We start from the raw sequence: 24222 nt of genomic DNA on the forward strand, positions 1-24222 counted from the left end.
GCCCGCCTCCCCCGCGCGGGGGATTTTTCATTCGCACCAATTTGTACACCCGGGATACGCGAGTGGAACAATGGTCGGCATGGCGCGAATGACCGATGCGAGCCCGTACCTCGATTTTGACCGCGATACGTGGCGCGCCCTGCGAAAATCCATGCCGCAGGTGTTGACGGAAACTGAGGTAGAGAAGCTACGCGGCATCGGTGACCGCATCGACCTCACGGAGGTGGCCGAGGTCTATCTGCCCCTGTCTCGTCTCATCCACATGCAGGTTAAGGCCCGCCAGGAGCTCACTGCCGCTACCGAAGGCTTCTTAGGCAATCCGCCCACGCACGTACCTTTCGTCATCGCGGTGGCCGGTTCTGTCGCTGTAGGTAAGTCCACGACGGCGCGTCTTCTCCAAGTCTTGCTGCAGCGTTGGGATTCCCACCCCAAGGTGGATCTCGTCACCACGGATGGCTTCCTCTACCCCACTGCTTATCTCAAAGAGCACGGTCTGATGCAGCGCAAAGGATATCCGGAATCTTATGATCGACGGGCGCTGATGCGTTTTGTCACCGATGTGAAGTCCGGCAAGCCTCTGGTGAAAGCACCGCTGTACTCGCACGTATCCTATGACATCGTTCCGGATGAGTATCAAGAGGTTCATCAGCCGGACATTCTTATTCTGGAAGGCCTGAACGTGTTGCAGACCGGGCCAACACTCATGGTCTCCGATCTCTTTGACTTTTCTGTCTACGTTGACGCCCGCGTCGACGATATTGAGCACTGGTACATTGAGCGCTTCCTCAAGCTCCGCCATACCGCCTTCCGCGAGCCCGGCGCACACTTCGCGTCTTTCGCCGACATGACAGATGACGAAGCTTATGAGCAGGCACGTGAAATTTGGCAATCCATTAACCTGCCCAACCTCATTGAAAACATCCTGCCCACCCGCGTGCGTGCGTCGCTCGTGCTATGCAAGGGTTCCCACCACTTGGTGGACCGGGTGCGAATGCGAAAGCTTTAGCGTCCGAAGCGGCGCGAGCGCTGCGAATAATCGCGTAGGGCGCGCAGGAAATCGACGCGCCTGAAGGCAGGCCAGTACGTATCAGTGAACCAGATTTCGGAGTAGGCAGCCTGCCACAACAGGAAGCCTGACAGGCGCTGCTCACCGGACGTGCGAATCACCAGATCCGGATCTGGCAGCCCCTTGGTGTAGAGGTTCCCGGTGATGGCCTCCGCGGTCACCGTATCCGCAATTTCCTCCGCGCTCAGCCCCTTCTGGGCTTCGCTGCGGATGAGGTTTTGGACGGCGTCGACAATCTCCTGACGCCCGCCGTAGCCCACGGCGATGTTAACGATGACGCCCTTATGGTCCTCCGTAGCCTCAGCGGCGCAGCGCATCTTCTCGGTGACCTTCTCGGGGAGCAGATCTAGGTGGCCTACGAGGCGAATCTGGCAGTCCAGGTCTCCCTGGGATAGGTGAGTAACCACATCAGAAATAATGTCGAAAAGCAGCTGCACTTCCTGCTGGCTACGCTTCAGGTTCTCGGTGGAGAGCAAGTAAATGGTAACGACTTCGATGTCGGTGCCGTGGCACCACGAAATCATCTCACTAATCTTTCGCGCGCCTTGCCTGTGGCCGTGACTAATGTCCGTGAAGCCGGCCTCGCGCGCCCACCGGCGGTTACCATCCGCCATGATGGCTACGTGGCGCGGTTGCGGCTTGCCCTTAATCTCGCGCGTCAGGCGCGCCTCGTAGAGAGGGTAAAGCGCTTGGTTAAGGATATTCACGGTCTCGCCCTCCGCTTTAGAAGATGGACTTCTTACTGGTATCGAGGATGCCGGCTTCCTTCATGGCGGCATCAACAGCCTCGTCATCGAAGGGATCAATGCCGTGGTCCTGTGCAAACATGGTGCGACGGCGGAAGCGCGAATAGCGGCGGTGGAAGTTCCAACCAGCAAACAGTACTGCCACGCCCATAAGTGCAAGGATGAGCAGACCGATGGGCGAGGCCTTACCAAACTCCGGTCCCACAGGTCCGCTCTGCGCTCCCTGTGCGAGCAAGGCAACGTCGTGTGCCGCGAAGTACAAAGCATTCATGCTTTAAGACTCCCCTACTTCCGGGATTCCCGCAAATAAATCATTTTCTGGCAGTTCTGTGGACACACGCGTCTTAGCCAGCTCGAATTCCTCCGTGGGCCAGTGCTGCTGTTGCACGTCGACAGGGGTGGCTAGGAAGGCGCCTGCAGGATCGATCTGGGTGGCATGGGCGCGAAGCGCATCTTCACGGTTCTGGAAATAATCGGCGCACTCCACCTGCGTGGTGACGCGCGCCATGATGTCACCGAAGGTGGTGTCCCACCGCGCGAGCATCGGCTCATAAGGGCTGGTCTTGCCTTCCTCAATGAGGAGGTCATGGAAGATCTTCATGCGCTGGTACACAAACCCGTGGCTGTAGTAGAGCTTCGTGGGCTCCCACGGCTGGCCAAGTTCGGGGTGGTAGGTCTCATCCCCAGCCTTGTCCCACGCGATGATGGAGGAGCGGTACACCATGAGGTGATCCGGGTGCGGGTAGCCACCGTTCTCGTCATAGGTGATGATGACCTGGGGCTTGAACTCGCGAATAATCTCCACGAGTTCCTGGGCCACCTCATCATCCTCCTTGAGCGCGAAGCAGCCCTCCGGGAGCATCTTCTTGATGTTGGGGTCCAGCGAATTGCCCGGAAGACCGGAATCGACGTGGCCAAGCCAGCGGTGCTGAATACCTAACGCCGCGGCCGCCTCAGCCATCTCCTCTCGGCGAATGCTCCCGATGTTTTCCAGCACGCCAGGGCGATCCATCGCGGGGTTAATGATGTCTCCGCGCTCACCACCAGTACAGGTGACCACGAGGACCTCTGCACCTTCTGCCGCATATTTTGCGGTAGTGGCGGCGCCCTTCGACGATTCATCGTCCGGGTGCGCGTGGATAGCTAGCAGGCGCTTAGTGCTCACTGGGTGATACATCTCCCTCAATATTCGTCTTAAACAAGGGCCTAGTCTAGTGGATAGTTTGTTATTGACGAAGGTTGGTTAGAATCAGACTCATGTCTTCTGCCGGTTCTGCTCGCCCTGCCTCCCGTTCCCAATCCCGCTACGGTTCCGCACCAAAGAACAAGGGCTCGTGGACAAACCGGGCACTCGTCCTCATTTTTGCAGCGACGTTTATCGCTCTCATCGTCTTCGGCATACGGTATTTCCAGACACAGCAGAAGGTCAACGCACACATTTCCTATGTTTCGCACGAAATCATCTCTGACGATACCGCCCGCGTCTGGGTTGATATCACCCGTAACCGCGTTGAAGAACCTGCCTACTGCATTGTCCAGGCCTTCGATTACTCCAAGGCTGAAGTCGGCCGCCGCGAAATAGCGGTCCCTGCCGGCGGTGACGACGCACAGCGCATCGCTATCGATATCCCCACAAACCATCGCGCCGTCGCCGGTGGCGCCTACGGCTGCTCCGGCAATATTCCTTCGTACTTGGACATCGATTCGATGGACAACGTCACTTTCGAGGGTGCGGCAACCCATAGCTAAAAGCCCAGCTATGCTAGTATGTTGAGCGTTCTGAATGGGCTGCACCACCTGCGCTTTTGCGCCCATTCGTTGAAAAATTACCCGTAGACGGAAGGTTGCACCATGGCTGAGCAGCAGAAGCAGTATATTACCCCGGAAACCAAGGCCAAGCTCGAGGCCGAGCTGCAGGCCCTCATCGACCACCGACCGGTCGTCGCCGCTGAAATTAACGAGCGCCGCGAGGAGGGCGACCTCAAGGAGAACGCCGGCTACGACGCCGCGCGTGAGATGCAGGACCAGGAAGAGGCCCGCATTAAGCAGATCTCCGAGGTTCTGGCTAACTCCACCACCGAGCGTGCCGCTATGCAGGAGGGCGTTGCTGACATCGGCTCCGTTGTCCACGTCTACTACAACGGCGACGAAGAGGACCGCGAGACCTTCCTCATCGGTACCCGCGCCGCTGCTTCCGACAACAAGGACCTAGAGACCTACTCCGAGCAGTCCCCGCTGGGTGCTGCGCTGCTTGGCGCATCTGAAGGCGAGACCCGCGAGTACACCGCACCGAATGGCAAGACCATTTCAGTGACCGTGGTTTCTGCTGCACCGTATGATTCTGCAAAGGCCGCCACGCCGCGCCAGTCCTAATTTATACTGCTCTACGTCACTGTATTTCTGAGAAAGAGTTACACCCATGAAGAAGTTCACTCGTTTCGCTGCCGCTGGTATGGCCGTAGCTGCTGGTCTTACTCTCGCTGCTTGCCACCCGCCGAGCCAGCAGGATTCCTCCGAGAAGGTTGAAACCGCCGCTACCTTCGAGGGCGAGGCTCCGGGCGCCGGTGCTTCCGAGGCCGTCGCTACTGAGACTGTCACGGAAACCGCCACGGAAACTGCGTACTAAACGCACCACCCAAGCGGCACCACATTCAGCGTGGTGCCGCTTTGTGCGTTTTAGTTCTCTTCGCGTGCCCAATCCCCGATCACGCCAGGAAGAACCGCAGGCGATTCGCCAAGAAGGTCGCGCTTGTTGGGGTCGCGCTCGACCTGCGTGGTTACGGATTTAATCCGCTTCTCGCTCTCTCCCCCGCGCGCAGCACCGCCCATCATCGGCATCATGCGCATTCCCGCTGCGCCCTTAGTAGCTCCTGTCCCCGGCTTTGCCGCGGGATTCACAGCACCTGTACCGTTTCCCGTTGCACCACCAATGGGTGCCGCGACGGATCCGCCGGCACCGCCTGCGCTTGACGACGCCCTCCCGTCCCTCACCCCACCATTCGCCGACGCGCCTGGTAGTCCACCGATCACCGGGTGTGTTCCCGTCTGGGCCGTCGACACCGAAGCTGGTCCGCCACCCAGGCCTGCCGCCGAGGTCAGTGGGTTCTCTGGGATGCGACCAAGGCCCCGATTGATTCCATTCGGCACTCCTCCGACTACCGATCCCCCAGAAGTAGATTTCGATCCCGGCACCCCGAAAGCTCCAATACCGGGGGATCCTGTACTCCCACCCAGCGCACTGCCTAGGCCGCTGCCCAGGCCAGACGGAATCGCCTGTCCCGATCCCACTTGAAGTGTGCCCGCGGGATTCACGGATCCAACCCCAGCGGTCGCGGCTGAGGTCCCCATGCGGGAGGCGTCGATAGGCGCAAGTGCGTCACCGAATCCCAGCTCACTTAGGACGCTTCGTCCCCGGTTCCGCAAATCAGACTGGAACTTCGCAATGTCCGCAGCATCCATCCCCAGGTCTGTGAGGCCTTGCATCTCACCGTTCGCAACATCGAAGGAGCCCGGTCCGATTTTGCCGCTCTCAACGGCCTCGGCGATCTGCTTCGGCCAAGTAACGCCATTGGTGTTGTACTGAGTGCCATCTCCGGCCACCGTGCCAAACTCTGTATTGACGTCACCACCCCCGCTGGGCGGGGCGGCATCCATGAGCGCATGCTGATAAGGCATTGCTGCGACAACGCCTTCCTGCAGGAGGCCCTGCATGTATCGCAACGCTGCTGCTTCAGCAGCCTCGCGCATCGTCGGCTCCGGTATCGCCATGACTTCAAAAGCTAGGGCTACCGCTTCCGCTTGTGTGCTTATAATCCGAGCTTGGAATCCAGAAAGCTTTTGCTGCATCACTGCAGAGTTCGCAATGAAATGCGTCCCGGCCTGGGCGACCTCACGAATCTTCGCCGCCGCCCGCGTTGTAGCCTCACTGTCGTTCTCTGATTCGAGGGACCCTGCCGATTCATGCAGACCGGCAACGATGTCACCAACCTCCCGGCTGAGAGCATTCCAACGCGCTTTCGCTTCTGACACATCCCAGAACTTTGTCGTAAACAAATCTGATGCCAGCCCCATAATCGACGCACCAGGATCCACAATCGGCATGGTGAACCCAAACGGGCTGTACCCCGGATCCGGCTGGTCCACGATGGGCATCGCCTCTGCCCCACCGCCGCCACCAGCATCGGCCACATCGAGCCCGCGACTATTCAGCTCATCCTGCGATTCAAAGCCGGCTAGCTCAGTTTGGAGTGTGTCCCCAAGCCATGCCACCTGGCTTCGAAATCCCTCTAACGAGTTGCGGGCAGACCCCGGATCCGTCGCCAGCACCCGCTGATGAATCGTGCCAACTTCACTCAACCCCGTTACGGGAGAGAAACCGCCGTCTAGTGGGCTATGAGCGTTCTGCCCCGCCAAGGCCAAGCTCCGATCCAAGTTATGAATCGACTCGACCTGCTGATTTAGATTTTCCTGATCCACTAACATAATTACACCCCGAGCCCCTCTTTTTAAATGAAGGTACTGATTAGCCTTTCCGCATTCCTGCAATTCTCTTTATTTGATGCCCCATTTGAAACGTCAGTCCATGAAACCGAGAAGGTACCCCCCACTGTTTCGATGTACCCAGTACAAGTAGCCGCGACGACGAGCGATTCCTCGACGAGATAAATTAAATCTGCGTACTCACCAACTCCCGCACTTCCATCAGGAAAAGCATTCTTGACTTCTCCCATCGAATAATGCCTAGACTCAAGTGTTATATTCGCACTATTGCCATCGCTCTTAGCCAAAGTGAAACGGCACGACCTGAAACCGGTTTCACGTTTATCTTCTCCAACTTTCTTTAAACCTAAACTCGCCAGGAATCTGCCCCGGCTGCTTTCGCATGGATCGAAGATTTCAAAACTCGAACTTTGTCGTTCAAACGATCCCAAATTCGGAAGAAACTTGTAATCTGGACTTCCTGTTCCAATAGAACCCCCAATGCTTCCCACCCCCGTGGCGGTGACATCAGCGACCCCCGAGACCGCTGAGTCACCGCCACTCTTATTGTCAGAGAAATCTCGGGAAACCCCCGAATTTTCACCATGAGTGCGATCACCTGGCCCCAATGAGCAGCTCGTTAGCACCCCTAGACAAGCTGCCATCAGCGCAAGGCCCCCGATTCGCTTCATGGTTTTCCTTTTGAGCAATCTCTCTGACTGTTCGAAACCGCCTTCCGGAGAAGAACTCCATCGAGTGGCTTCGGAAACAAGCATGCACCAGAATTCCTCATCTGTCTCGTCAGAATGAAGGAAAATCTAAGCTTGTTCTTGCGCAAATCACACATATCAATGAATACTGCTAGAAATTTTGCAAATAGCTGCTGGTTATTAACTGTGAAGAAACTGGGTTTGTCACCGACGAGCTCAGGCAAGACGGCCGAGAATAAAATCAACGGGGGTAACCTAATTACAGTGCTGTAAGCAGGTCAAAGAGGCTCTAACAGCATACTGTCAACGGACAGCTCCGCTTGAAAACTGCGCTCAACCGATTCCTTCGTGGCCCTACACAAATCGACTGAGCCTGGAGAGTCAGACCGCCCCCCCCCCCCCCCCCCCCCCCGTATCTGAGCACCCTCACCAGTAAACCTGAGTACATACTTATCCGGTCATTCCTCAAAAATCAGCCCACTAAAGCGCAAACTGCTCTACACCTACACAAGGTTCCACGAAACAGGTACCCAAGGCGTCGGCGATTAAAGCAACCGGACACGGTCGCTCCATTAAGAAGCGACGCTTTCGCGGTGTCCGTCGTGTGAAACGACGACGAGCATACTGCTTCCCCGCCTCACATCACGACCATGAACTTTCTCGTCGTTTCGAACGACGGCCCCTAGGGCGCTCCTGTGTCGTCGTTTCAAACGACGCCCCCTCACCGACACTCAATCCAAGAAAGGAAGGACTCCATCACCGTTTCAACCACGGTCGGCCGAGTCGGTCATATAACAGCTGATCACACGCGTGGGACTGAACCACCGCGCCAAAGTCTTACTAATCTGAGCCACTACCCTCGCTATATCTAACAACGCCTGAGGCATGCTGCGACCTAGCAGAGGCACCAACACCGGTAGTTGAATAGAAGAAGAAGTAGATGTGGTTGCCACGATACGTGGCAACCCCTGAACCAGTAGTGTTGAATACTCTTTCGACCAGCCGCACTATTCCGTACAACATGAAAGAACCGGCGGCCGGCACCACAGTGGGTGACGGCCGCCGGTTGATTAAGGGCAGTTGTGAGAACTAGTCCCTGAAGTAGCTCAGAAGACGGAGAATCTCAGTGTAGAGCCAGACCAGGGTTACGGCGAGGCCAAGAGCAATACCCCAGGCATACTGTGCCGGAGCACCCTGGCGAATGAGGCGGTCAGCCTGGTCAAAGTCAGTCATGAAGGACAAAGAAGCCAGCACAATGCAAACCAGGGAGAAAATAATGGACAGCATGCCGCCATCGCGCAGCGGGTTGAAGCCAAAGAAGATAGCGCCCAAGAAGTTACCCAGTGCCAATACAGCGACACCAGCGATAAGGCCGAACATAATCTTGTTGAACTTCGGGGTTACCTTCACTGCGCCGGTCTTGTAGACCATGAGCATGCCGATGAAGACGCCTACGGTGCCCATGATGGCCTGACCAATGAGAGCCATACCATCGGAGTTACCAAAGGAGACGCCGGCAAACATGAGCGAGAAACCACCGACAAAGAGGCCCTCGAAGACAGCGTAAATCAAGGTCACGGCAGCAGAGCCGTACTTTTTACCGAAGGTCGAAACCAGAACGGTGATAAAGCCACCGAGGGCACCAACGAGGGTCAGAATCATCGCGATACCTGGGTTGACAAGCTCGCCAATCGCGAAGTTAAGAACTGCCGCCACAATGATGACGGCGAGGGTGATACCAGTCTTGGTCACCACGTCGTCAACGGTCAGCGGACGATCGGCACTTGCGTTGCCCTGGTTAAACGGATTGTCATTCTGACCAAACGGGTTGCTCTGTGGCTGAGTCTGGGTCTGGCTGGATGAGAGGGAACTCATGACGGGGTTGCTAGAACGCACGTGAATCCCGATTCCTTTCACAGTCTTTCTCAATAAAGACGGCCCCGAAGGACCGCCGTGATCATCTTGTCACTAGTGTCAACGCATCCGGCTTCTAGGAAGTTCCCAAAAATCCCAAACTTCGCAAAATTTTCTTAGGAGGGTGACGTCGAAAAGCACTGCGCTTGGCGACGCCTCCCCTACCGCACCCCTCACCCACGCCCCGGAAATCCAACGTTTCCGCTGGTAGTGGTGCTCTCAGTGGTGCCCCCAGTGGGACTCGAACCCACACTGAATCGATTTTAAGTCGACTGCCTCTGCCGATTGGGCTATGGGGGCCAAACCGTGCCTAACTATTTTAGGACACGGGTAATGCCGAAAAGAAAATAGGGTCAGGCTGCAGCGAGCCCTGCGATGATGCCGTCGAGAATGTCCTTCTCACTGATGAAGAAGGAACGGGCGCTGCTGTTACGCTCAATCATCGTCATGATGCCCTCGACAGCCACGCAGCCGCCGCCGATCACGTCGGCGCGGCCTGGATGAATGACGGGGTTGAGGGCTCGCACGTCTGAGGCCAGACCAATCATCTGCCGCGTCAGCACACGCAGGGCGTCAAAACGAAGCTCAGAGCCATGGATGGAATCCGCGTCATAGCGCTCCATGCCCTGTGCCAAGGCAGACAAGGTTGTGAAGGTGCCAGCGCAACCCACAAAAGTAACGGCCTTGTCAATGGGCACAATCTTTTCAACGTCAGCCATGCGTTCGGCAACATAATCGGAGGCGATCTCCACTTCCGCCTCGGTAGGTGGATCGCTGCGCATCATGCGTTCCGTCAGGCGAACGCAGCCCATCTGTGCGGAATGAGAGCCAAGGATTTCGCCATCGATAGTGCCGACGACGAATTCGGTCGACCCACCGCCCAAATCGATGACGCAGTACGGCCCCTTCTCGGAGCTAAGATCGGCCACCGCACCCGTGAAAGACAGCAAGGCTTCCTCCTCGCCGGAAATAACTTCTGCGCGAGCACCGGGTTGAATCTGTCCCAGAAGCTCAGCGGTCATGTCGAAAAATTCACGGTGGTTTTTGGCATCACGCGTGGCGGAGGTGGCCACCATGCGGACACGTTCAACCTTCTCAAACTTCATCTGCTTGACGTATTCCTCAAGCGCAGCTCTGGTACGCGCGAGTGCCGCTGGGTCAAACTCACCAGTAGCATCGACGCCTTGGCCAAGACGAACGATTTCCATGGTGCGAGAGATATCTCGAATCTTTCCATCCTCCTGAATCTCACTGATGAGAAGGCGAATGGAGTTAGTGCCGCAGTCGACAGCAGCAACGCGAGTCATACGTTAAGCCTTTCTTTTAACCGGCGTTTGAAAAATCGAACTGAGCCATGTCAATGCCCAACTCCCCCACGGTGGGCCAATCCTCCGGGATGGCGCTGCCTCGGAGTTTACCGTGTTCTGCCGCCATGGCTACGGCTTCCGTTCCGAAGCGAACGCGGCCAGGCCCTTCGGCCAGAGCGTAGGCGATGAGAACATGGAGGCACTTGACACGCTCAGGCATTCCTCCACCGGAAAAATCTGTACCTAGGTCTTCCATCTCATTACGAGTGGAAAGGTAGTGGTCATGGGCAGCACGGTAGTCCTTCTGCAAAGCCTCGTCCTCGGCGAGACGCTGTTCCATCCACTTCATCACGTGGGCCACCTCGAGACGAGAAGCCTCTGCGGTCAGACGCGGGTCAGTGAGGTAGTAGAGGGTGGGGAACGGGGTGCCGTCGGGAAGCTTAGGCGCAGTCTTAATCACTGCGGGAGCTCCATCGGGAGTGCGGTAGGCAATGTCCACGACGCCGCGCGGGGTGCGGCCTAGTTGTTCGCGGACGACGTCGAGATCAGCATCGGTCACGGTCATGGAGACCATTGTGACACGAGGACGTGGATCAGTCCTATTCAGTAGGGTTGTCGGTCTCTGTGTTCGGCTCCACCGCAACGCCGCCGTCGGCGTTCTCCCCTACTTGTGTTTCTGTTTCAGCTTCCTCTGCGACGGAGTCCCAGAGGACTGCGTACCATTCGCGGTCATCGGTCACCTCGCGGTGCTCCGACGTGACGGTATCTCCAGAGTCCATGCGAGGATCCATGATGCGGAAAGCCGTCTCTCCCTCATCCATGACGCCGAAACGGCGACGTGCTTCCTGCTTGATGTACTCGTCCGACTGGTACTTGTCGATTTCAGTGAGGAGCTGGTCCTTGCGCTCCTGCTTCGCTGCAATTGAGCTTTCAAGGCGCGCGATCTCTGACTGGCCATGGTAGTAATTGCGCAGCGGGACGGCGATGGTCAGCAGAACAACGAGCACGACAGCGATGATGACGCCGACACCGAGAATGTCGAGGCCCTTCGGCTGCTTCGGGCGCTTCGTGGTTTTGTGAGCGTCCCGGGCACGCGTATGTACCGGAACGGTGTTCCGGCGTTTAGTTCGAAGAGAGGTAGTGCGTGCCATCGGGAAGTTAGTCTAGCTCCCGAGAAGCAGGCTGCGGGTCAGCGCGCGAGCGAGTCACAAAAATAACAGGTGTCACAGGAAAAGGTGCCACAGATTCCTGCGGCACCTTTAAGGAATATCCCGCGATTGCGGGTCAATTCTTAACTTCGAGGGAGTTTTAGCCCTGGAAGCGCGGGAAGGCGGAACGGCCAGCGTAGACAGCGGCGGTATCCAGCTCCTGCTCGATGCGCAGCAGCTGGTTGTACTTAGCCACGCGCTCGGAACGAGCCGGGGCACCGGTCTTGATCTGGCCACAGTTCAGAGCAACGGCCAGATCCGCAATGGTGGTGTCCTCGGTTTCACCGGAACGGTGGGACATCATGGTGCGGTAGCCGTTGCGGTGAGCGAGCTCGACGGCGTCGAAGGTCTCGGTGAGGGTACCAATCTGGTTCACCTTCACGAGCAGAGCGTTAGCAGCCTTCTTGTCGATACCCTCCTTCAGACGGGCCGGGTTGGTGACGAAGAAGTCATCGCCGACGATCTGGACCTTGTCACCAATAGTTTCGGTGAGCGTGGTGTAGCCCTCCCAGTCATCCTCCTGCAGCGGATCCTCGATGGAGACGATCGGGTAGTTAGCAATGAGGTCCTCGTAGACCTTAGCCATCTCCTCAGCGGTGTGCTCGCCGCCCTCGAAGTGGTACTTGCCGTCCTTGAAGAACTCAGAGGAGGCAACGTCGAGCGCCAGAGCCACATCCTTGCCCGGCTCAAAGCCAGCCTTCTTGATTGCCTCAATGATGAGATCCAGAGCAGCCTTGGTGGACTCAGCCTCAGGAGCGAAGCCACCCTCGTCACCGAGACCGGTGGACAGGCCCTTGGACTTAATTACGGACTTCAGTGCGTGGTAGACCTCTGCACCGATACGCAGGGCCTCGCTAAAGCTCTCTGCACCGATCGGAGCAATCATGAACTCCTGGACGTCAACGCCGGAGTCAGCGTGCGCGCCACCGTTCACGATGTTCATCATCGGAACCGGCAGGACGTGAGCGTTCGGCCCACCGATGTAGCGGTAAAGCGGCAGGCCTGCAGACTCTGCAGCAGCCTTGGCGGTGGCCATGGAGACACCCAGGATGGCGTTTGCACCGAGGCGGGACTTGTTATCCGTGCCGTCCAGTGCAATGAGGGCCTGATCGACGAGACGCTGGTCATCAGCCTCGAAGCCAGCGAGTTCGTCTGCGATCTCTTCGTTAACGTTCTCTACTGCCTTGAGCACGCCCTTACCCAGGTAGCGCTCGCCACCGTCACGCAGCTCGTGCGCCTCGTGAACACCGGTGGAGGCGCCGGACGGTACGCCAGCGACGCCGCGTGCACCGTCGTCCAAGAACACCTCCGCCTCGATGGTGGGGTTACCGCGGGAATCAAGGATTTCGCGTGCCATTACGTGGATGATGTCAGCCATGCTGCTTTCACTCCTATAGAGCCAAATTGATTTTGGGGTTGTGCTTCGGGAGGGCTCCCAAATCACCTGCTATCCATTGTTCCAGAAAACTTCGGAACACGTCGGGCAGAACCGGACAACGTGACTAAAATCTAGGAGGTTGCCGGCTGCTCAATCGCGTATGAATTGGCAGCACCCGCCACTTTACGCACATAATCCTCGGATTGGTTGTAGTTGAGAATCGCCTCACGCCACCCTTCTGGGGTAGACAAGTCTCGATTACCAAAGCACAGGAGAGCCGCCGCACCAAGGGCGGCATCATCTATCTGGTTGGGGTCAGCCACACCGTCTCCATTTGCGTCACGTCCAAGGTGTTCCCAAGAGGACGCGATGAACTGCATGGGCCCCACGGCGCGATCAAATTCGGCATCGCCGTCAATCGTGCCACCATCGCTGTCAGGGACAAGGGTGGTGTTGTTCGAGCCATCGAGGGGAATTCCCACGATGGGCGGATCGGGGTAGCCGTTCTCATCGAGTGATGAGCGTTTAAAAATGTTGCCGTTATAGGAGCCATGGCGGGTCTCTACCCAACCAATACCGGCGAGGGTATTCCACCGGAGGTTGCAGTCAGGCCAGGTCTTGCTCGCTATAAGTTCCGCATTGCCATAGGCACGCAAAGCTTGCTCAGGGATACTCGTGGCGTCCTTGAGCTGATCCGACCACCACGAAAGTTTGTCCGCGGTGCGCCCGGGTGCCTCGACGTCGATAGCGGGCACGTCCGCTCCACCAATGGGGGGAAGGTCTTGAGGCACGGGTTCGAGCTGCCGGAAAGGTGAGGGCTTATCTAAGAAGGACAAGCTCCAGGCCACGAGCGAAATGATAAGAATGATCGCCAGGACAATGCCGAGGCCGCAGCCCCCGATCCTCCGTAGCCCCTTAGTCATAGGCAGGAATACTACAGCGCACTCAACCCCTACTTCGCACCGACACAGATCGGTAACAAAATTATGTCAAAGTGTTCCCATGCGTAACTTACTGCGCTAGACTGCACCGATGAACGGCTCACCGAGCCGGGAAATAGTGCTGTTCTCTACTCACAATTCAAGGAGTTCCATGTCCATCCGTCGTATTGCCGCCACCGCCGCCGCCATCGTCACCCTCGGTGCCGCAGTTCCTGCCACCGCATCCGCTGCTTCCCTCGATGAACTGGGCGGCTTCCTGTCCCAGGGCATCCAAACTGCTGACTGCGACACCCTGCGCAACACCCTGACCCTCATCGATCGAGGCACCGAGGGCGAGCTGCTCACCGAAACCACCACCCGCAACCAGCTGTCCCAGAACCTCACCGCGCTGGGCACCACCCAAGACCTCGGCCCGGTGGCACTGGTCGCAGTGAAGTACGCTGGCCAGACCGCTGACCGCGCACTCGAGTGCAAGATCGTAAAGGAAGACACCATCGCCACCGGCGGCACCGGCCTGTCCTCCAAGATTGCGGATTACGCTCCGCTTCTGTCTTCCGTTCTGCAGAAGAACTAAAGGTTTTCGCGGGCCTTACCCTCCGCCCACAAGCGCTCCTGCTCCTCTACCCCAACGACGCTCTCTGTGCCGTCAAACAGGTAGGGCGCGCGGGAGCGCATTTTTGTGACAAAAGAGGCCGCCACGTCATCCAAGGTGAAGGCTCCACGACGCGCAGCAATCTCGGCATGGAAAAGGACTTGGAGGAAAACGTCCCCTAGTTCCTTCATCAGTTCAGCATCGGGGGCACGCTGCTCCACCGCTTGAGCAAACTCTGCGGACTCTTCAGCAAGGTATGGCAGCAAGGAATCATGTGTCTGCTCCCGTTCCCATTCCCCAATCGTGCGAGCCCGCGACATGACCTCTCGCGCCTGCCACAGCGGATCCTCGAGGGATGGGGCAAGGATGAGGTCATGGGAGGCGTCGAGAAGCGCACGCACCTTCGGATCCGACGCATTCGTGCTCACCAGCACACCTTGCCCCAAAGGATCGTCACCGCACAACAGCTCATCGAAGTTCCACCGGACTTTCACCGGCACTTCATCGGTGAAAACCGCAGGCCCACGCAGCTTTCCATAGACTTCCATGGGGAGCATGGTGGGCCAACGCGGATCGAGCAACAGGACAGTCATAGGCACCGAGTATAGGGGCTCTCGCCCCATGAGTTTTGACTACAGTTGCGCAAAAGCCCGCCTTAAGGGGTATTTTTGACCAATGACCTCTACACCACTCACCGAATCGCCGCGCACGCACTCCGTGACGCTGTGGACGCTCGTTGCGCTCATCATCGGTTCCACGGTGGGCGCCGGCATCTTCTCTCTGCCGCAGAACATCGCCTCCGTGGCCGGACCCGGCGCCATGCTGCTGGGTTGGCTCATCGCCGGCATCGGCATGCTCTCTGTGGCATTCGTTTTCCAGATCCTTGCTCACCGCAAGCCACACCTCGATTCTGGCGTATACTCCTACGTCCGCGCTGGTCTTGGTGATTTCATCGGTTTTACCTCCGGCTGGGGCTATTGGCTGGGTTCCGTCATGGCCCAGGTGGGCTACGCCACCCTATTCTTTAACACCATCGGCCACTACGTGCCCTTCTTTGACGCCGACCACCAATGGGTTTCCGCGATTGCCGTGTCACTTCTATCGTGGGGCATCTTCGCAGTGCTCGCCCGCGGTATTAAGCAGGCAGCCATCATGAACATGGTGACGTCCATTGCCAAGATCGTTCCTATCCTGGCTTTCATCGTGCTCATTGCTTTCCTCGGCTTTAGTTGGGATAAGTTCACTCTGGATTTCTGGGGTGAGAACTCTGATAAGTCGCTCTTTGAACAGGTCCAGGGCATCATGCTCTTCACCGTGTGGGTATTCATTGGTGTCGAAGGCGCCTCTGTCTACTCCAAGCAGGCACGCTCCCGTTCCGATGTCGGCCGCGCCACCGTTATCGGCTTCATCAGCGTCCTCGTGTTGCTTGTCTCCGTGTCCACGTTGAGCTTCGGTGTACTCACCCAGGAAGAACTCGCGGCCCTACCTGATAACTCTATGGCCTCCGTGCTCACCGCTGCCGTGGGTGAATGGGGCGGCGCGCTCATTTCGATCGGCCTGTGTCTATCCGTGCTGGGCGCCTACGTGTCCTGGCAGATGCTCTGTGCCGAGCCAATTGCCATGATGGCCTTCGACGGCCTGCTGCCCCGCAAAATTGGCACCATCAACTTGGCTGGTGCGCCGTGGGTAGCACAGCTCATTTCTACGCTGGCAATTCAGCTCTTCGTCATCGTCTTCTTCCTCAACGAGACCTCCTATAACGCCATGGTGCAGCTGGCCACCATCATGTACCTGCTGCCCTATATCTTTTCCTCTCTCTACCTGGTTCTTCTTGCCATCCGCGGCAAGGGCCTGACCCACCCACATGCCGGCGTGAAGTTCGACATGTCTGGCCCTGAGGTTAGCTCCAAGGAGAACCGCCACCACCTCTTTATTGGGCTTGTGGCGTTCGTGTATTCGCTATGGCTCATCTACGCAGCTGACCTGGTGTATGTGCTGTTAGGTGCACTGGCCGTGGTGCCAAGCATGGTTCCGTATGTGGCTACCCGCCTGTATAAGAAGGAGCGTGTGTTCAACAACTTCGAATGGTGCGTGGTGCTCGTTGTCATCGCTGGTGCGATTGCTGCAGTGTGGGGCCTCAGCGCCGGCTGGCTGTCCCTTTAAGGTAGGGCCCGGCCCCGACGCGAGGTGGTGTTCCCCTAGTACGTCCCGGCCAGCACTCAAGGAACGGCCACGACGGCCGACAGCATCCATGTCACCATGAGAACTCTGCGCTGATTCAAGCGTTTCCTGTGCCTCGTACCGTTCCCGGAGATTCCGCATCACCCTTGCGGGAGCGGACCGCGTAGACGATGCACGCGGCAATCCACAGAATGTGGCCAACGGCACTGATTCCTAGGCCGGCGTAGGCCGTGGCTCCAGCCGCCTTCTCATTTCCATGCCACCATGTGGGGACGGTGGCGGGTCCCACGTCACCAAAATCAGGCATGTTCGCGTGGAACATGGCAAAGCCGATGAAGGTCATGGCTAACCCCGCCCAAGCCCAGGCAAGCTTGCTGGGATACTCACCACGAATGAGCAGAGGGAGCAAGCCGAGAGCAATCCAGAAGCCTACGATCAGCACCCCATACATCAGCACAAGAAAGACGAGCCAACCCCCGTTCTTACCCAACATCTTTATGACAAGTGACGCTGGAATGGTCAGCACAGCAGCGACCATCCATACTGCAAGTAAGACAATTCGGCGGTTGGCGGTTTTCATTACTTTTCCCCTACGCTGATGACGTTCTTTGTGGCCTTCCCACCGGTGACATCGACGTGGTCCAGCTCAAACATGGCCGTTAAGAAGTCCGCCATCCACTGCACTAGTTCGACATCGCGCAGCTTGGGGTCCGTCACATTGCGGCCGGCTTTGGGGAAATTGAGCTGGATCGCCTTGGCAGCTGCACGGTAATTAGACCCTGGGAAGAGGCGTTTGAGGCGCACCTGCTTGGAATCCGCAAGCTCTACCGGATGGACCTTGATGCGGGTTCCTTGCACTGTGATATCGGCAACCCCCGCCCGGCGCGCTTGGTGGCGCAGGCGGGCGACGGCCAGCAGCCGCTGCACCGGCTCCGGCACGGGTCCATAGCGGTCCTCCATCTCCTCCACGGTGTGTTGCAGGTCCGCGTTGTCCTTGGAGGCCGCGAGCTTCCGGTAGACCTCCAAGCGAAGACGCTCAGAGTTGATGTAGCTTTCCGGAATGTGGGCATCAACAGGCAGGTCGATGCGGATTTCCTTCGGCCCCTCGTCCGTGACGGCTGGGGCCTCTCCCCGCGCGAGTGCCTTGAAGGTCTCCACGGCCTCACCGACGAGACGAACGTAGAGGTCAAAGCCCACGCCAGCAATGTGTCCGGATTGTTCGGCGCCAAGGACGTTGCCGGCACCGCGCATTTCCAGGTCCTTCATGGCCACAGCCATGCCGGCGCCGAGGTCATTATTCTGGGCAATGGTAGCAAGGCGGTCATAGGAAGTCTCAGTGAGCGTGGCGCCCTTCGGATAAAGGAAATAGGCATAACCACGCTCACGGGAGCGGCCCACACGTCCGCGCAGCTGGTGGAGCTGGGACAGGCCCATGTGGTGGGCATTTTCCACGATGAGGGTGTTGGCATTGGCGATATCCAGGCCGGTTTCCACAATGGTGGTACACACCAGAACGTCATACTCACGATCCCAGAAGCCCTGAACGGTCTGTTCCAGGACGTCCTCGTTCATCTGGCCGTGGGCCACCACAATGCGCGCTTCAGGCACGAGATCTCGCAGCTCACGAGCCTTCTTTTCGATGTCCGCGACCTTGTTGTGGATAAAGAACACCTGTCCATCCCGCAACAGCTCGCGGCGGATGGCGGCAGCAACCTGTTTGTCCTCGTAGGCACCAACATAGGTCAGCACTGGGTGGCGGTCCTCCGGCGGCGTGAGGATCGTGGACATTTCACGGATGCCCGCCATGGACATCTCCAGGGTTCGGGGAATCGGGGTTGCGGACATCGTCAGCACATCCACCGAGGCCTTGAGCGCCTTGATGTGTTCCTTGTGCTCGACACCGAAGCGCTGCTCCTCATCGACGACGATAAGGCCTAGATTCTTCCACTGCACGCCGGTCTGCAACAGGCGGTGGGTACCGATGACAATGTCCACCGAGCCATCCGCCAAGCCAGCAAGAATCTCCTTGGATTCCTTGGTCGAGGTGAAACGCGAGAGCACCTCGATATCGACTGGGAAGCCCTGCATGCGCTCACGGAAGGTATCGGTGTGCTGCTGGGCCAGCAGCGTTGTGGGGACTAGGACCGCGACCTGCTTGCCGTCTTGGACTGCCTTGAAGGCGGCGCGCACAGCAACCTCAGTCTTGCCATAGCCCACGTCACCCACAACGACGCGATCCATCGGCACTGTGGACTCCATGTCTTGTTTCACGGAGTCGATGGCCAACATCTGGTCCTCGGTCTCAACAAAGGGGAAATTGTCCTCCATCTCCGCCTGCCACGGCGTATCCGGACCGAATTGGTGACCCGGTGCGGCTTGCCGCTTGGCGTAGAGTTCCACGAGCTCGCCTGCGATTTCGCGCACAGCGGCGCGCGCCTTCTTCTTCGTGTTTTTCCAGTCGGAGCCGCCCATCTTCGACAAGGTGGGGGCCTCACCACCGGTGTATTTACTCAGCAGGTCGAGCGAGTCCATGGGGACCCACAGCTGGTCAGCGGGCTGGCCGCGCTTTGAAGCGGCGTACTCAAGCACGATGTACTCACGGCGCGAGGTCTCATCACCAGACTGAATAGTGCGCTCAGCCATCTTGAGGAACTTGCCAATACCGTGGGTTTCGTGCACCACATAGTCGCCCTGCTTGAGGGCCAGTGGATCGACTCGGTTGCGACGCTTTGCTGGGCGACGTTTCGCTCCCGCAATATCGCCCACGCGATTACCCGTGAGATCTGTCTCCGTAACGACAACGAGCGGGAGCGCTTCAGCGTCCTTTAGCTTGCGCACCTTGGGGAAAACGAGACCGGCATGGCTCAGAGCTTGATACAGGGTGACCTCGCCGGGACTTGGCTCCCAGCCTGGCGTGGCCACCTTGGTGGGAATTCCCTTTTCGGCGAAACGCTCCACCATACGCTTGATAGCGCCCTGCGCAGGAGCAATGAACGCAGCACGCCCGCCCGCAGTGGTGTGAGCGAGAAGCTGCGCCATCATGGCGTCAATTTCCTGGATATCGCCGCGTGGTGTGGGGCCAGGTTCAAAGTCGAGCGGCAGGGTCTCCGACTCCGCCGCCGCAAACATGCCGGGAGGTGCAAAGGTCCACAGCGGTGCTTCAATCTGCGCACACGTGGCCACCAAGGACTCGTAGGAACGGTAGCTAGAGGCTTCCGTGTCAAGACCTTCGGCTGCAAGCGGGCCATCCGCACCCATGGCGGCGGCTTCCCACCCTGCGGCGAGAAATTCAGCATCAGTGGATTCCAGATCTGCGACTCGCGTGCGGATTTTCTCCGGAGCGACAAGGAGCACGTGCGTTCCGGTGGGGAGAAGTTCGGGGAGGGTGACGAAGGGGACGTCGGCAAGCACGGCGAGCAACGCCTCCATACCTTCGGCCGGTATGTGCTCACCCACCTTGGTAAGCAGCTCAGCGAGTGCCGCGTTGCCACCAAACTTCTGGGCCAAGTCACGGGCACGCGCAGCCACCTCGTTGGTGATGGGTAGCTCACGGGCCGGGTAAATAGCGACCTCACCTACCTCAATCTCCGTAAAGGCACGCTGGTCCGCCACGGAGAACTGGCGAATATCCGTAATCTCGTCTCCCCAGAACTCCACGCGCACCGGGTAATCGGAGGTAGTGGGGAAAATATCAAGGATGCCGCCACGGGTAGCGTACTCACCGCGCTTAGCCACCATGTCCACGTGCTTGTACGCCCGGAACTCCAGCTCCGACACGATATGGGAAAACTCGTGCTCCTCCTCTTCTTTGAGGAAAATGGGCGCACGCCCCTCCACCTTGCTCAAGATGGGCTGGCAGTAACCACGAGCGGAGGTCACCACAACCTTGGCTTTACCAGCGCCAACAAGGTCGAGGACTTGGGCGCGCTTGCCGACGATATCGGCGGCAGGCGAGAGCCTTTCATGCGGGAGCGTCTCCCACGCCGGGAAATACGCCACCTTGTCCCCCAACAACGCAGTGAGCTCCGCTGTCAGATCCTCCGCCTCGCGGCCCGATGCTGCGACGACCAGGACGGGCGCATGGTGTGCCAAGGTGCCGATAGCCCACGGGCGGGCTTGGTCAATGCCCGTAATGTGCAGGGATGACGTGCCCACCTGGGCGGCGAGCCCCTTAAGCTTAGGATCAGACGCTGCTACCTTGAGCAGCCCGCCCAACATCGGAGTGGTCATCTACTTCTCTCCCTTCAGCTTCGGAGTCGCTTCCATACCGGACAAGCCATTCCAGCACAGGTTCACAATGTGCGCGGCCACGGTCTCACGCGAAGGTTCGCGCACATCCAGCCACCACTGCGCGGTGGTAGCCACCATTCCTACGAGCGCCTGTCCATAAAGCACGGCAAGCTCGGGGTCGAATCCTCGATGCTCGAAGGCCTCACCCAGAATGTGAGCAATCTGGTTCACCGCGGTATTCAGCAAGGTGGAAAAGCTGCGCTCCTCCCCCGGCTTCGAATCACGGACCAGAATGAGGAAACCATCAGTCTCCTCTTCGACGTAGGTCAACAGCGCCACAACTCCGCGCTCAATACGCTCACGCCAAGACCCCTCCTGTAGGGATTCGATGACCACTTTTTCCAAGGCTACGAGCTCGCGGTCGATGACCACCGCGTAAAGGCCTTCTTTACCGCCAAAATGCTCGTACACCACGGGCTTAGACACACCTGCGCGCGCGGCGATCTCCTCCACACTGGCGCCATCGAAGCCAAGCTCCGCGAAGGCCGCCCGGCCAATGGAAATCAACTGCTCACGGCGCTCACGGCCGGTCATCCTTTGTCGAACCATGCTCCTACTCTATCTCCCCCACCGGACATGACCCGCACTCGCAAAAAGCGGGGAGGCATTTAGGACTCTCGAACCCCGTCAGGTAACATGTCCCCCAGCGCTGACGCACGGCGCTGTTTCCCCATGGTGTAATCGGCAACACTACGGTTTTTGGTACCGTCATTCTAGGTTCGAGTCCTGGTGGGGAAGCTTTTTTATTGCCTAGCTGTCGCCCTGATTTTTCCCTGTCCGCTTCTTACTCCCGCGCCGAAACCCCTTAAGCTCCGCTTTCTTTGCAATAGCTGCAACCTGGGCTGCGGTGTAGTTCACCGGCGCCACGCCGGCGCGCGGAAGTACCCATCCGCGCCAGTAGGATGTAATGGCCATGCCGCAGCCCACGATGGGAGCAATGATCATGCCCAGGGCAAACTTGTCGTACTCGGCGAAGGTCACCATGACCACGCCGGTCAGCACGGCGGGAACCGCATAGAGGGGGCTGCCTCCGAAGACAGAAGGAATCATTCCGGAGGCCACGTCGCGCACCATTCCGCCGCCCACGGCGGTAAGCACACCGAGGAAGACACAGGCAATGAGCGGCATGCCATTGGCCAGCCCCTTCACGCACCCAGTGGTGGACCACACACCCAAAATGATGGCATCACCATGCTCACGGAAAATCTCCCATGCCTTGCCCTTGAGATCAGTGAGGAAAGCGATGAGTGCGCCAACGCAGGCCAACGTGAGGTACAGCGGATCAGAAATAGCTGCCGCCGGACCATTAGCTATGAGCATGTCACGGATCATGCCGCCGGCGAGCCCAGAGAAGAGCGCGAGGAAGACGAAGCCGATGATGTCGAATTCCCGCCGGCGTGCAATGGTGCCGCCAATGATTCCGTTCAGCACCACACCAATGAGATCAAAAGCTTGGTATAGGGAATTGATAAGAGGGTCAACGTCTTGAATCACAGGTATCGACCCTAGCGCACGGTGAGAAGCTGGATGCTTACTTTCCTATTTGTCCAGAGGTGCAAGGCGACTCACGCTGGTCGCAGATCCTGACCGTCATACATCAGATTCACACGCCTAGGGTCGTTCGGTTTTCAGGGTTGCACTTTTGAAAACATCAAGAACACGCGGAGACCAACAACAGTCCTATCAAAGGCCCCTAGCGCAGCCGGCGGCAGGCAGGCTGTGCCACGCAAACAAATGCGCTAGGACGTGGCCGCCGGTGAGGCATATGGGCTGCGGGAGGAGTCCACGACCTGGCTGGCATGCCCGGCATGGCCAGGGGCATCCTCATCAAAGACAAGGGCACCTGGCTTGACGCGCACATCAGGTTTCTCGCCCTTATTCACGATGACGTATTGGCCCATCATGCCTTGGTCCTCATGCAACAGCATGTGGCAGTGATACATGTACGGGATGGTCTTGTCCGGGAAGTAGCCAAACTCCACGAGCAGGCGGGCGGTGGCTTTCGGGGGAAGGTTAACAATATCCTTCCAACCGGAGTTGAAGACGTTCATCTTCTCATCGCCGTCCCACTCCAGAACCTTGAAGCGGGCGTTGTGGATGTGGAAGTTGTGTGGCCAGTCGGAATTCTCATTGGTGACAGTCCACAGCTCTAGGGCGTCCTCATCAATGACGGTGTCCACGCGGGTCATGTCCATTTGCTCGCCGTTGATCATGAAAGTGTTGAGGACGAATTCGCGCTCGGTCAGGCCCTCAGTAGACGGGGTTTCTCTCGCAGCAGGATCCAGCTCTGTCGGCAGCGCCGGGGGCTCTGGCGCAGACTCCTCCGGCCCCACAATGGTGAGCAGGTCGAAGGAATCGCGGAAGCCGAAGTCAGCGGCGTCCTTGTCGGTCGGCACACCGAAGTTATCCTTACGCGGCACCGATCGCAGCTGCACTTCCTTACCCGGCTCGAGGTCCACGATGACCTCTGCGCGCTCACCGGGGCCGAGAAGGAGGGAGTCGACTTCCACGGGGGCGTCGAGAAGCCCTGCGTCCGTCGCCACCACGTGGAACGGTGAATCACCGATCTCCAGGGTGTAAAAACGCATCGAGGCACCGTTGAGCAGGCGCAGGCGCACCCGGCGCGTTGTGGCCTCGAAGCGGGCGTTGGTAATGCCATTCACCAGCGGGGTTGTGCCAAGCAGGCCCAGGGTGTTGTCGCTCGTCTCATCGAGCTGGTCGTCTTCGGTGAACTTGGCGTCCATGATGACCACGGGAATATCGTCCACGCCGTACTCGTGTGGCAGGTCAAGGCCATCGGAAACGTCATCGTCGATGATGAACATACCGGCCAACCCGCGGTAGGCATGCGTGGCGGTAGCCAGGTGCGGGTGCGGGTGGTACCACACCGTCGCTGCCGGCTGGATGATCTCCCACTCAGGCTTCCACGTTTCACCACTCTGAATCGGCGAATGCGGGCCGCCGTCGGAATAGGCCGGAAGCTGCATGCCATGCCAGTGCACCGTGGTCATTTCACTCAGGTCATTGGTGATTTCCGCGCGGATCTTCTCACCGCGGCGGGCACGCAGCGTCGGCCCCAGGAAGGGCCCGTTGAAACCCCACGTCCGTGTCCGGTCCTTGCCAGGGAGTACCTCTGAGTGCCCCTCTTGGGCGGTGAGCGTGAATACTCGGGACTTCCCTTCCTTCGTGCCTTCCTCTACCGGCGGGATTGGTAGAGCACGGGGTTCACCGTCATAGCCGAGCGGTTCGGGCTGGTCTGACGACGTGGAGCAAGCGCTGACACTTAGAAGGGAGGCACCGGCAACGGTGAGGACGGTTCCTTGGACAAAGACTCGGCGGGACACAGGGCGCGACACAGAGACAGACATGCCTCTCACACTAGGCGGTCAGGCAAACCTTAACCTTCGCAT

General features: G+C 58.5%; 23 protein-coding genes and 1 tRNA gene. 6 read left to right on the forward strand and 18 right to left on the reverse strand.

What is annotated here, in order from left to right; all coding sequences use genetic code 11:
- Positions 1 to 79 precede the first annotated feature (79 nt).
- Positions 80 to 1006: a type I pantothenate kinase gene (gene coaA / locus M5J09_RS01535; RefSeq protein WP_042533172.1), complete on the forward strand. Its 927-nt coding sequence runs from the start codon at positions 80 to 82 to the stop codon at positions 1004 to 1006.
- On the opposite strand, the gene M5J09_RS01540 is transcribed toward coaA, so the two are convergent.
- From M5J09_RS01540 to mca, 3 genes are read right to left on the reverse strand one after another with little or no spacing between them, the layout of a single operon-like run.
- Positions 1003 to 1773 (reverse strand): isoprenyl transferase, encoded by a 771-nt coding sequence (locus M5J09_RS01540; protein ID WP_042530221.1) that lies wholly within the window; start codon positions 1771 to 1773, stop codon positions 1003 to 1005. The two genes, coaA and M5J09_RS01540, sit on opposite strands and share 4 nt — an antisense overlap.
- 16 nt (positions 1774 to 1789) lie before the next feature.
- Complete coding sequence (locus M5J09_RS01545) at positions 1790 to 2083, reverse strand: hypothetical protein (protein ID WP_042530219.1); 294 nt, start codon at positions 2081 to 2083, stop codon at positions 1790 to 1792.
- Between the two features lie 3 nt (positions 2084 to 2086).
- Complete coding sequence (gene mca, locus M5J09_RS01550) at positions 2087 to 2977, reverse strand: mycothiol conjugate amidase Mca (protein WP_257156745.1); 891 nt, start codon at positions 2975 to 2977, stop codon at positions 2087 to 2089.
- Between the two features lie 92 nt (positions 2978 to 3069).
- On the opposite strand from mca, the gene M5J09_RS01555 reads away from it, so the two are divergent.
- The 3 genes from M5J09_RS01555 (at position 3070) to M5J09_RS01565 (ending at position 4438) form a co-directional block, all read left to right on the forward strand.
- The gene (locus M5J09_RS01555) at positions 3070 to 3561 is read left to right on the forward strand and encodes a DUF4307 domain-containing protein (RefSeq protein WP_042530216.1); all 492 of its coding nucleotides are present in this window, start codon (positions 3070 to 3072) and stop codon (positions 3559 to 3561) included.
- A gap of 102 nt (positions 3562 to 3663) precedes the next feature.
- Positions 3664 to 4185: a transcription elongation factor GreA gene (greA, locus tag M5J09_RS01560; protein WP_042530214.1), complete on the forward strand. Its 522-nt coding sequence runs from the start codon at positions 3664 to 3666 to the stop codon at positions 4183 to 4185.
- Between the two features lie 46 nt (positions 4186 to 4231).
- Positions 4232 to 4438 carry a hypothetical protein gene (locus M5J09_RS01565; RefSeq protein ID WP_070537014.1) on the forward strand — a complete coding sequence of 69 codons (207 nt, stop codon included), beginning with the start codon at positions 4232 to 4234 and terminating at the stop codon, positions 4436 to 4438.
- A 50-nt stretch (positions 4439 to 4488) separates the two neighbouring features.
- Here the strand turns inward: M5J09_RS01565 and M5J09_RS01570 are convergent, their stop codons facing one another.
- The 9 genes from M5J09_RS01570 to M5J09_RS01610 all read right to left on the reverse strand — a co-directional run bounded on the left by M5J09_RS01570 (position 4489) and on the right by M5J09_RS01610 (position 13731).
- Positions 4489 to 6081: a hypothetical protein gene (locus M5J09_RS01570; RefSeq protein ID WP_308937007.1), complete on the reverse strand. Its 1593-nt coding sequence runs from the start codon at positions 6079 to 6081 to the stop codon at positions 4489 to 4491.
- Between the two features lie 236 nt (positions 6082 to 6317).
- Entirely contained in the window at positions 6318 to 7067 is a 750-nt protein-coding gene (locus M5J09_RS01575; RefSeq protein WP_257156746.1) for a DUF3558 family protein, read from the reverse strand.
- A gap of 1023 nt (positions 7068 to 8090) precedes the next feature.
- Positions 8091 to 8897 (reverse strand): Bax inhibitor-1/YccA family protein, encoded by an 807-nt coding sequence (locus tag M5J09_RS01580; protein WP_144791461.1) that lies wholly within the window; start codon positions 8895 to 8897, stop codon positions 8091 to 8093.
- Positions 8898 to 9138: 241 nt separating this feature from the next.
- Positions 9139 to 9215, reverse strand: a tRNA-Leu gene (locus M5J09_RS01585).
- 53 nt (positions 9216 to 9268) lie between these two features.
- The gene (locus tag M5J09_RS01590) at positions 9269 to 10222 is read right to left on the reverse strand and encodes a Ppx/GppA phosphatase family protein (protein WP_042530188.1); all 954 of its coding nucleotides are present in this window, start codon (positions 10220 to 10222) and stop codon (positions 9269 to 9271) included.
- A 16-nt stretch (positions 10223 to 10238) separates the two neighbouring features.
- The gene (locus tag M5J09_RS01595) at positions 10239 to 10787 is read right to left on the reverse strand and encodes a DUF501 domain-containing protein (protein ID WP_070538537.1); all 549 of its coding nucleotides are present in this window, start codon (positions 10785 to 10787) and stop codon (positions 10239 to 10241) included.
- 34 nt (positions 10788 to 10821) lie between these two features.
- Entirely contained in the window at positions 10822 to 11373 is a 552-nt protein-coding gene (locus M5J09_RS01600; protein WP_070538523.1) for a septum formation initiator family protein, read from the reverse strand.
- 157 nt (positions 11374 to 11530) lie between these two features.
- Positions 11531 to 12808, reverse strand: coding sequence for a phosphopyruvate hydratase (gene eno / locus M5J09_RS01605; protein WP_257156747.1), 1278 nt, complete (start codon positions 12806 to 12808; stop codon positions 11531 to 11533).
- A 131-nt stretch (positions 12809 to 12939) separates the two neighbouring features.
- The gene (locus tag M5J09_RS01610; protein ID WP_257156748.1) at positions 12940 to 13731 is read right to left on the reverse strand and encodes a lytic transglycosylase domain-containing protein; all 792 of its coding nucleotides are present in this window, start codon (positions 13729 to 13731) and stop codon (positions 12940 to 12942) included.
- A gap of 169 nt (positions 13732 to 13900) precedes the next feature.
- On the opposite strand from M5J09_RS01610, the gene M5J09_RS01615 reads away from it, so the two are divergent.
- Positions 13901 to 14323, forward strand: coding sequence for a hypothetical protein (locus M5J09_RS01615; protein ID WP_257156749.1), 423 nt, complete (start codon positions 13901 to 13903; stop codon positions 14321 to 14323).
- On the opposite strand, the gene M5J09_RS01620 is transcribed toward M5J09_RS01615, so the two are convergent.
- The gene (locus tag M5J09_RS01620) at positions 14320 to 14934 is read right to left on the reverse strand and encodes a MazG nucleotide pyrophosphohydrolase domain-containing protein (protein ID WP_257156750.1); all 615 of its coding nucleotides are present in this window, start codon (positions 14932 to 14934) and stop codon (positions 14320 to 14322) included. The genes M5J09_RS01615 and M5J09_RS01620 overlap by 4 nt on opposite strands.
- 82 nt (positions 14935 to 15016) lie before the next feature.
- Here M5J09_RS01620 and M5J09_RS01625 point away from each other — a divergent pair, with 82 nt between their 5' ends.
- The gene (locus M5J09_RS01625; RefSeq protein WP_070538517.1) at positions 15017 to 16504 is read left to right on the forward strand and encodes an amino acid permease; all 1488 of its coding nucleotides are present in this window, start codon (positions 15017 to 15019) and stop codon (positions 16502 to 16504) included.
- Between the two features lie 115 nt (positions 16505 to 16619).
- On the opposite strand, the gene M5J09_RS01630 is transcribed toward M5J09_RS01625, so the two are convergent.
- The 5 genes from M5J09_RS01630 to M5J09_RS01650 form a co-directional block, all read right to left on the reverse strand.
- The gene (locus M5J09_RS01630) at positions 16620 to 17102 is read right to left on the reverse strand and encodes a hypothetical protein (RefSeq protein WP_257156751.1); all 483 of its coding nucleotides are present in this window, start codon (positions 17100 to 17102) and stop codon (positions 16620 to 16622) included.
- Positions 17102 to 20752, reverse strand: a complete 3651-nt coding sequence (gene mfd, locus M5J09_RS01635; protein WP_257156752.1) for a transcription-repair coupling factor — start codon at positions 20750 to 20752, stop codon at positions 17102 to 17104. The genes M5J09_RS01630 and mfd overlap by 1 nt, the downstream gene beginning before the upstream one ends.
- Positions 20753 to 21361, reverse strand: a complete 609-nt coding sequence (locus tag M5J09_RS01640) for a TetR/AcrR family transcriptional regulator (protein ID WP_042530172.1) — start codon at positions 21359 to 21361, stop codon at positions 20753 to 20755.
- 201 nt (positions 21362 to 21562) lie between these two features.
- The gene (locus M5J09_RS01645; protein ID WP_257156812.1) at positions 21563 to 22303 is read right to left on the reverse strand and encodes a trimeric intracellular cation channel family protein; all 741 of its coding nucleotides are present in this window, start codon (positions 22301 to 22303) and stop codon (positions 21563 to 21565) included.
- Between the two features lie 248 nt (positions 22304 to 22551).
- Positions 22552 to 24180 (reverse strand): multicopper oxidase family protein, encoded by a 1629-nt coding sequence (locus M5J09_RS01650; RefSeq protein WP_257156753.1) that lies wholly within the window; start codon positions 24178 to 24180, stop codon positions 22552 to 22554.
- Between the last annotated feature and the right edge of the window lie 42 nt (positions 24181 to 24222).

Origin of the sequence: Corynebacterium sp. BF-R-2 (assembly GCF_024586525.1) — a bacterium.
Taxonomy (GTDB): Bacteria; Actinomycetota; Actinomycetes; order Mycobacteriales; family Mycobacteriaceae; genus Corynebacterium; species Corynebacterium singulare.

Bases quoted from the DNA above. Each gene is read 5' to 3' on its own strand.
- M5J09_RS01640 (WP_042530172.1), bottom strand. From the start codon at position 21,361: ATGGTTCGACAAAGGATGACCGGCCGTGAGCGCCGTGAGCAGTTGATT.
- M5J09_RS01600 (WP_070538523.1), bottom strand. From the start codon at position 11,373: ATGGCACGCACTACCTCTCTTCGAACTAAACGCCGGAACACCGTTCCG.
- mfd (WP_257156752.1), bottom strand. From the start codon at position 20,752: ATGACCACTCCGATGTTGGGCGGGCTGCTCAAGGTAGCAGCGTCTGAT.
- M5J09_RS01545 (WP_042530219.1), bottom strand. From the start codon at position 2,083: ATGAATGCTTTGTACTTCGCGGCACACGACGTTGCCTTGCTCGCACAG.
- M5J09_RS01565 (WP_070537014.1), top strand. From the start codon at position 4,232: ATGAAGAAGTTCACTCGTTTCGCTGCCGCTGGTATGGCCGTAGCTGCT.
- M5J09_RS01575 (WP_257156746.1), bottom strand. From the start codon at position 7,067: ATGCTTGTTTCCGAAGCCACTCGATGGAGTTCTTCTCCGGAAGGCGGT.
- coaA (WP_042533172.1), top strand. From the start codon at position 80: ATGGCGCGAATGACCGATGCGAGCCCGTACCTCGATTTTGACCGCGAT.
- M5J09_RS01595 (WP_070538537.1), bottom strand. From the start codon at position 10,787: ATGACCGTGACCGATGCTGATCTCGACGTCGTCCGCGAACAACTAGGC.
- eno (WP_257156747.1), bottom strand. From the start codon at position 12,808: ATGGCTGACATCATCCACGTAATGGCACGCGAAATCCTTGATTCCCGC.
- greA (WP_042530214.1), top strand. From the start codon at position 3,664: ATGGCTGAGCAGCAGAAGCAGTATATTACCCCGGAAACCAAGGCCAAG.
- M5J09_RS01555 (WP_042530216.1), top strand. From the start codon at position 3,070: ATGTCTTCTGCCGGTTCTGCTCGCCCTGCCTCCCGTTCCCAATCCCGC.
- M5J09_RS01610 (WP_257156748.1), bottom strand. From the start codon at position 13,731: ATGACTAAGGGGCTACGGAGGATCGGGGGCTGCGGCCTCGGCATTGTC.
- M5J09_RS01625 (WP_070538517.1), top strand. From the start codon at position 15,017: ATGACCTCTACACCACTCACCGAATCGCCGCGCACGCACTCCGTGACG.
- M5J09_RS01630 (WP_257156751.1), bottom strand. From the start codon at position 17,102: ATGAAAACCGCCAACCGCCGAATTGTCTTACTTGCAGTATGGATGGTC.
- M5J09_RS01615 (WP_257156749.1), top strand. From the start codon at position 13,901: ATGTCCATCCGTCGTATTGCCGCCACCGCCGCCGCCATCGTCACCCTC.
- M5J09_RS01650 (WP_257156753.1), bottom strand. From the start codon at position 24,180: ATGTCTGTCTCTGTGTCGCGCCCTGTGTCCCGCCGAGTCTTTGTCCAA.
- M5J09_RS01620 (WP_257156750.1), bottom strand. From the start codon at position 14,934: ATGACTGTCCTGTTGCTCGATCCGCGTTGGCCCACCATGCTCCCCATG.
- M5J09_RS01590 (WP_042530188.1), bottom strand. From the start codon at position 10,222: ATGACTCGCGTTGCTGCTGTCGACTGCGGCACTAACTCCATTCGCCTT.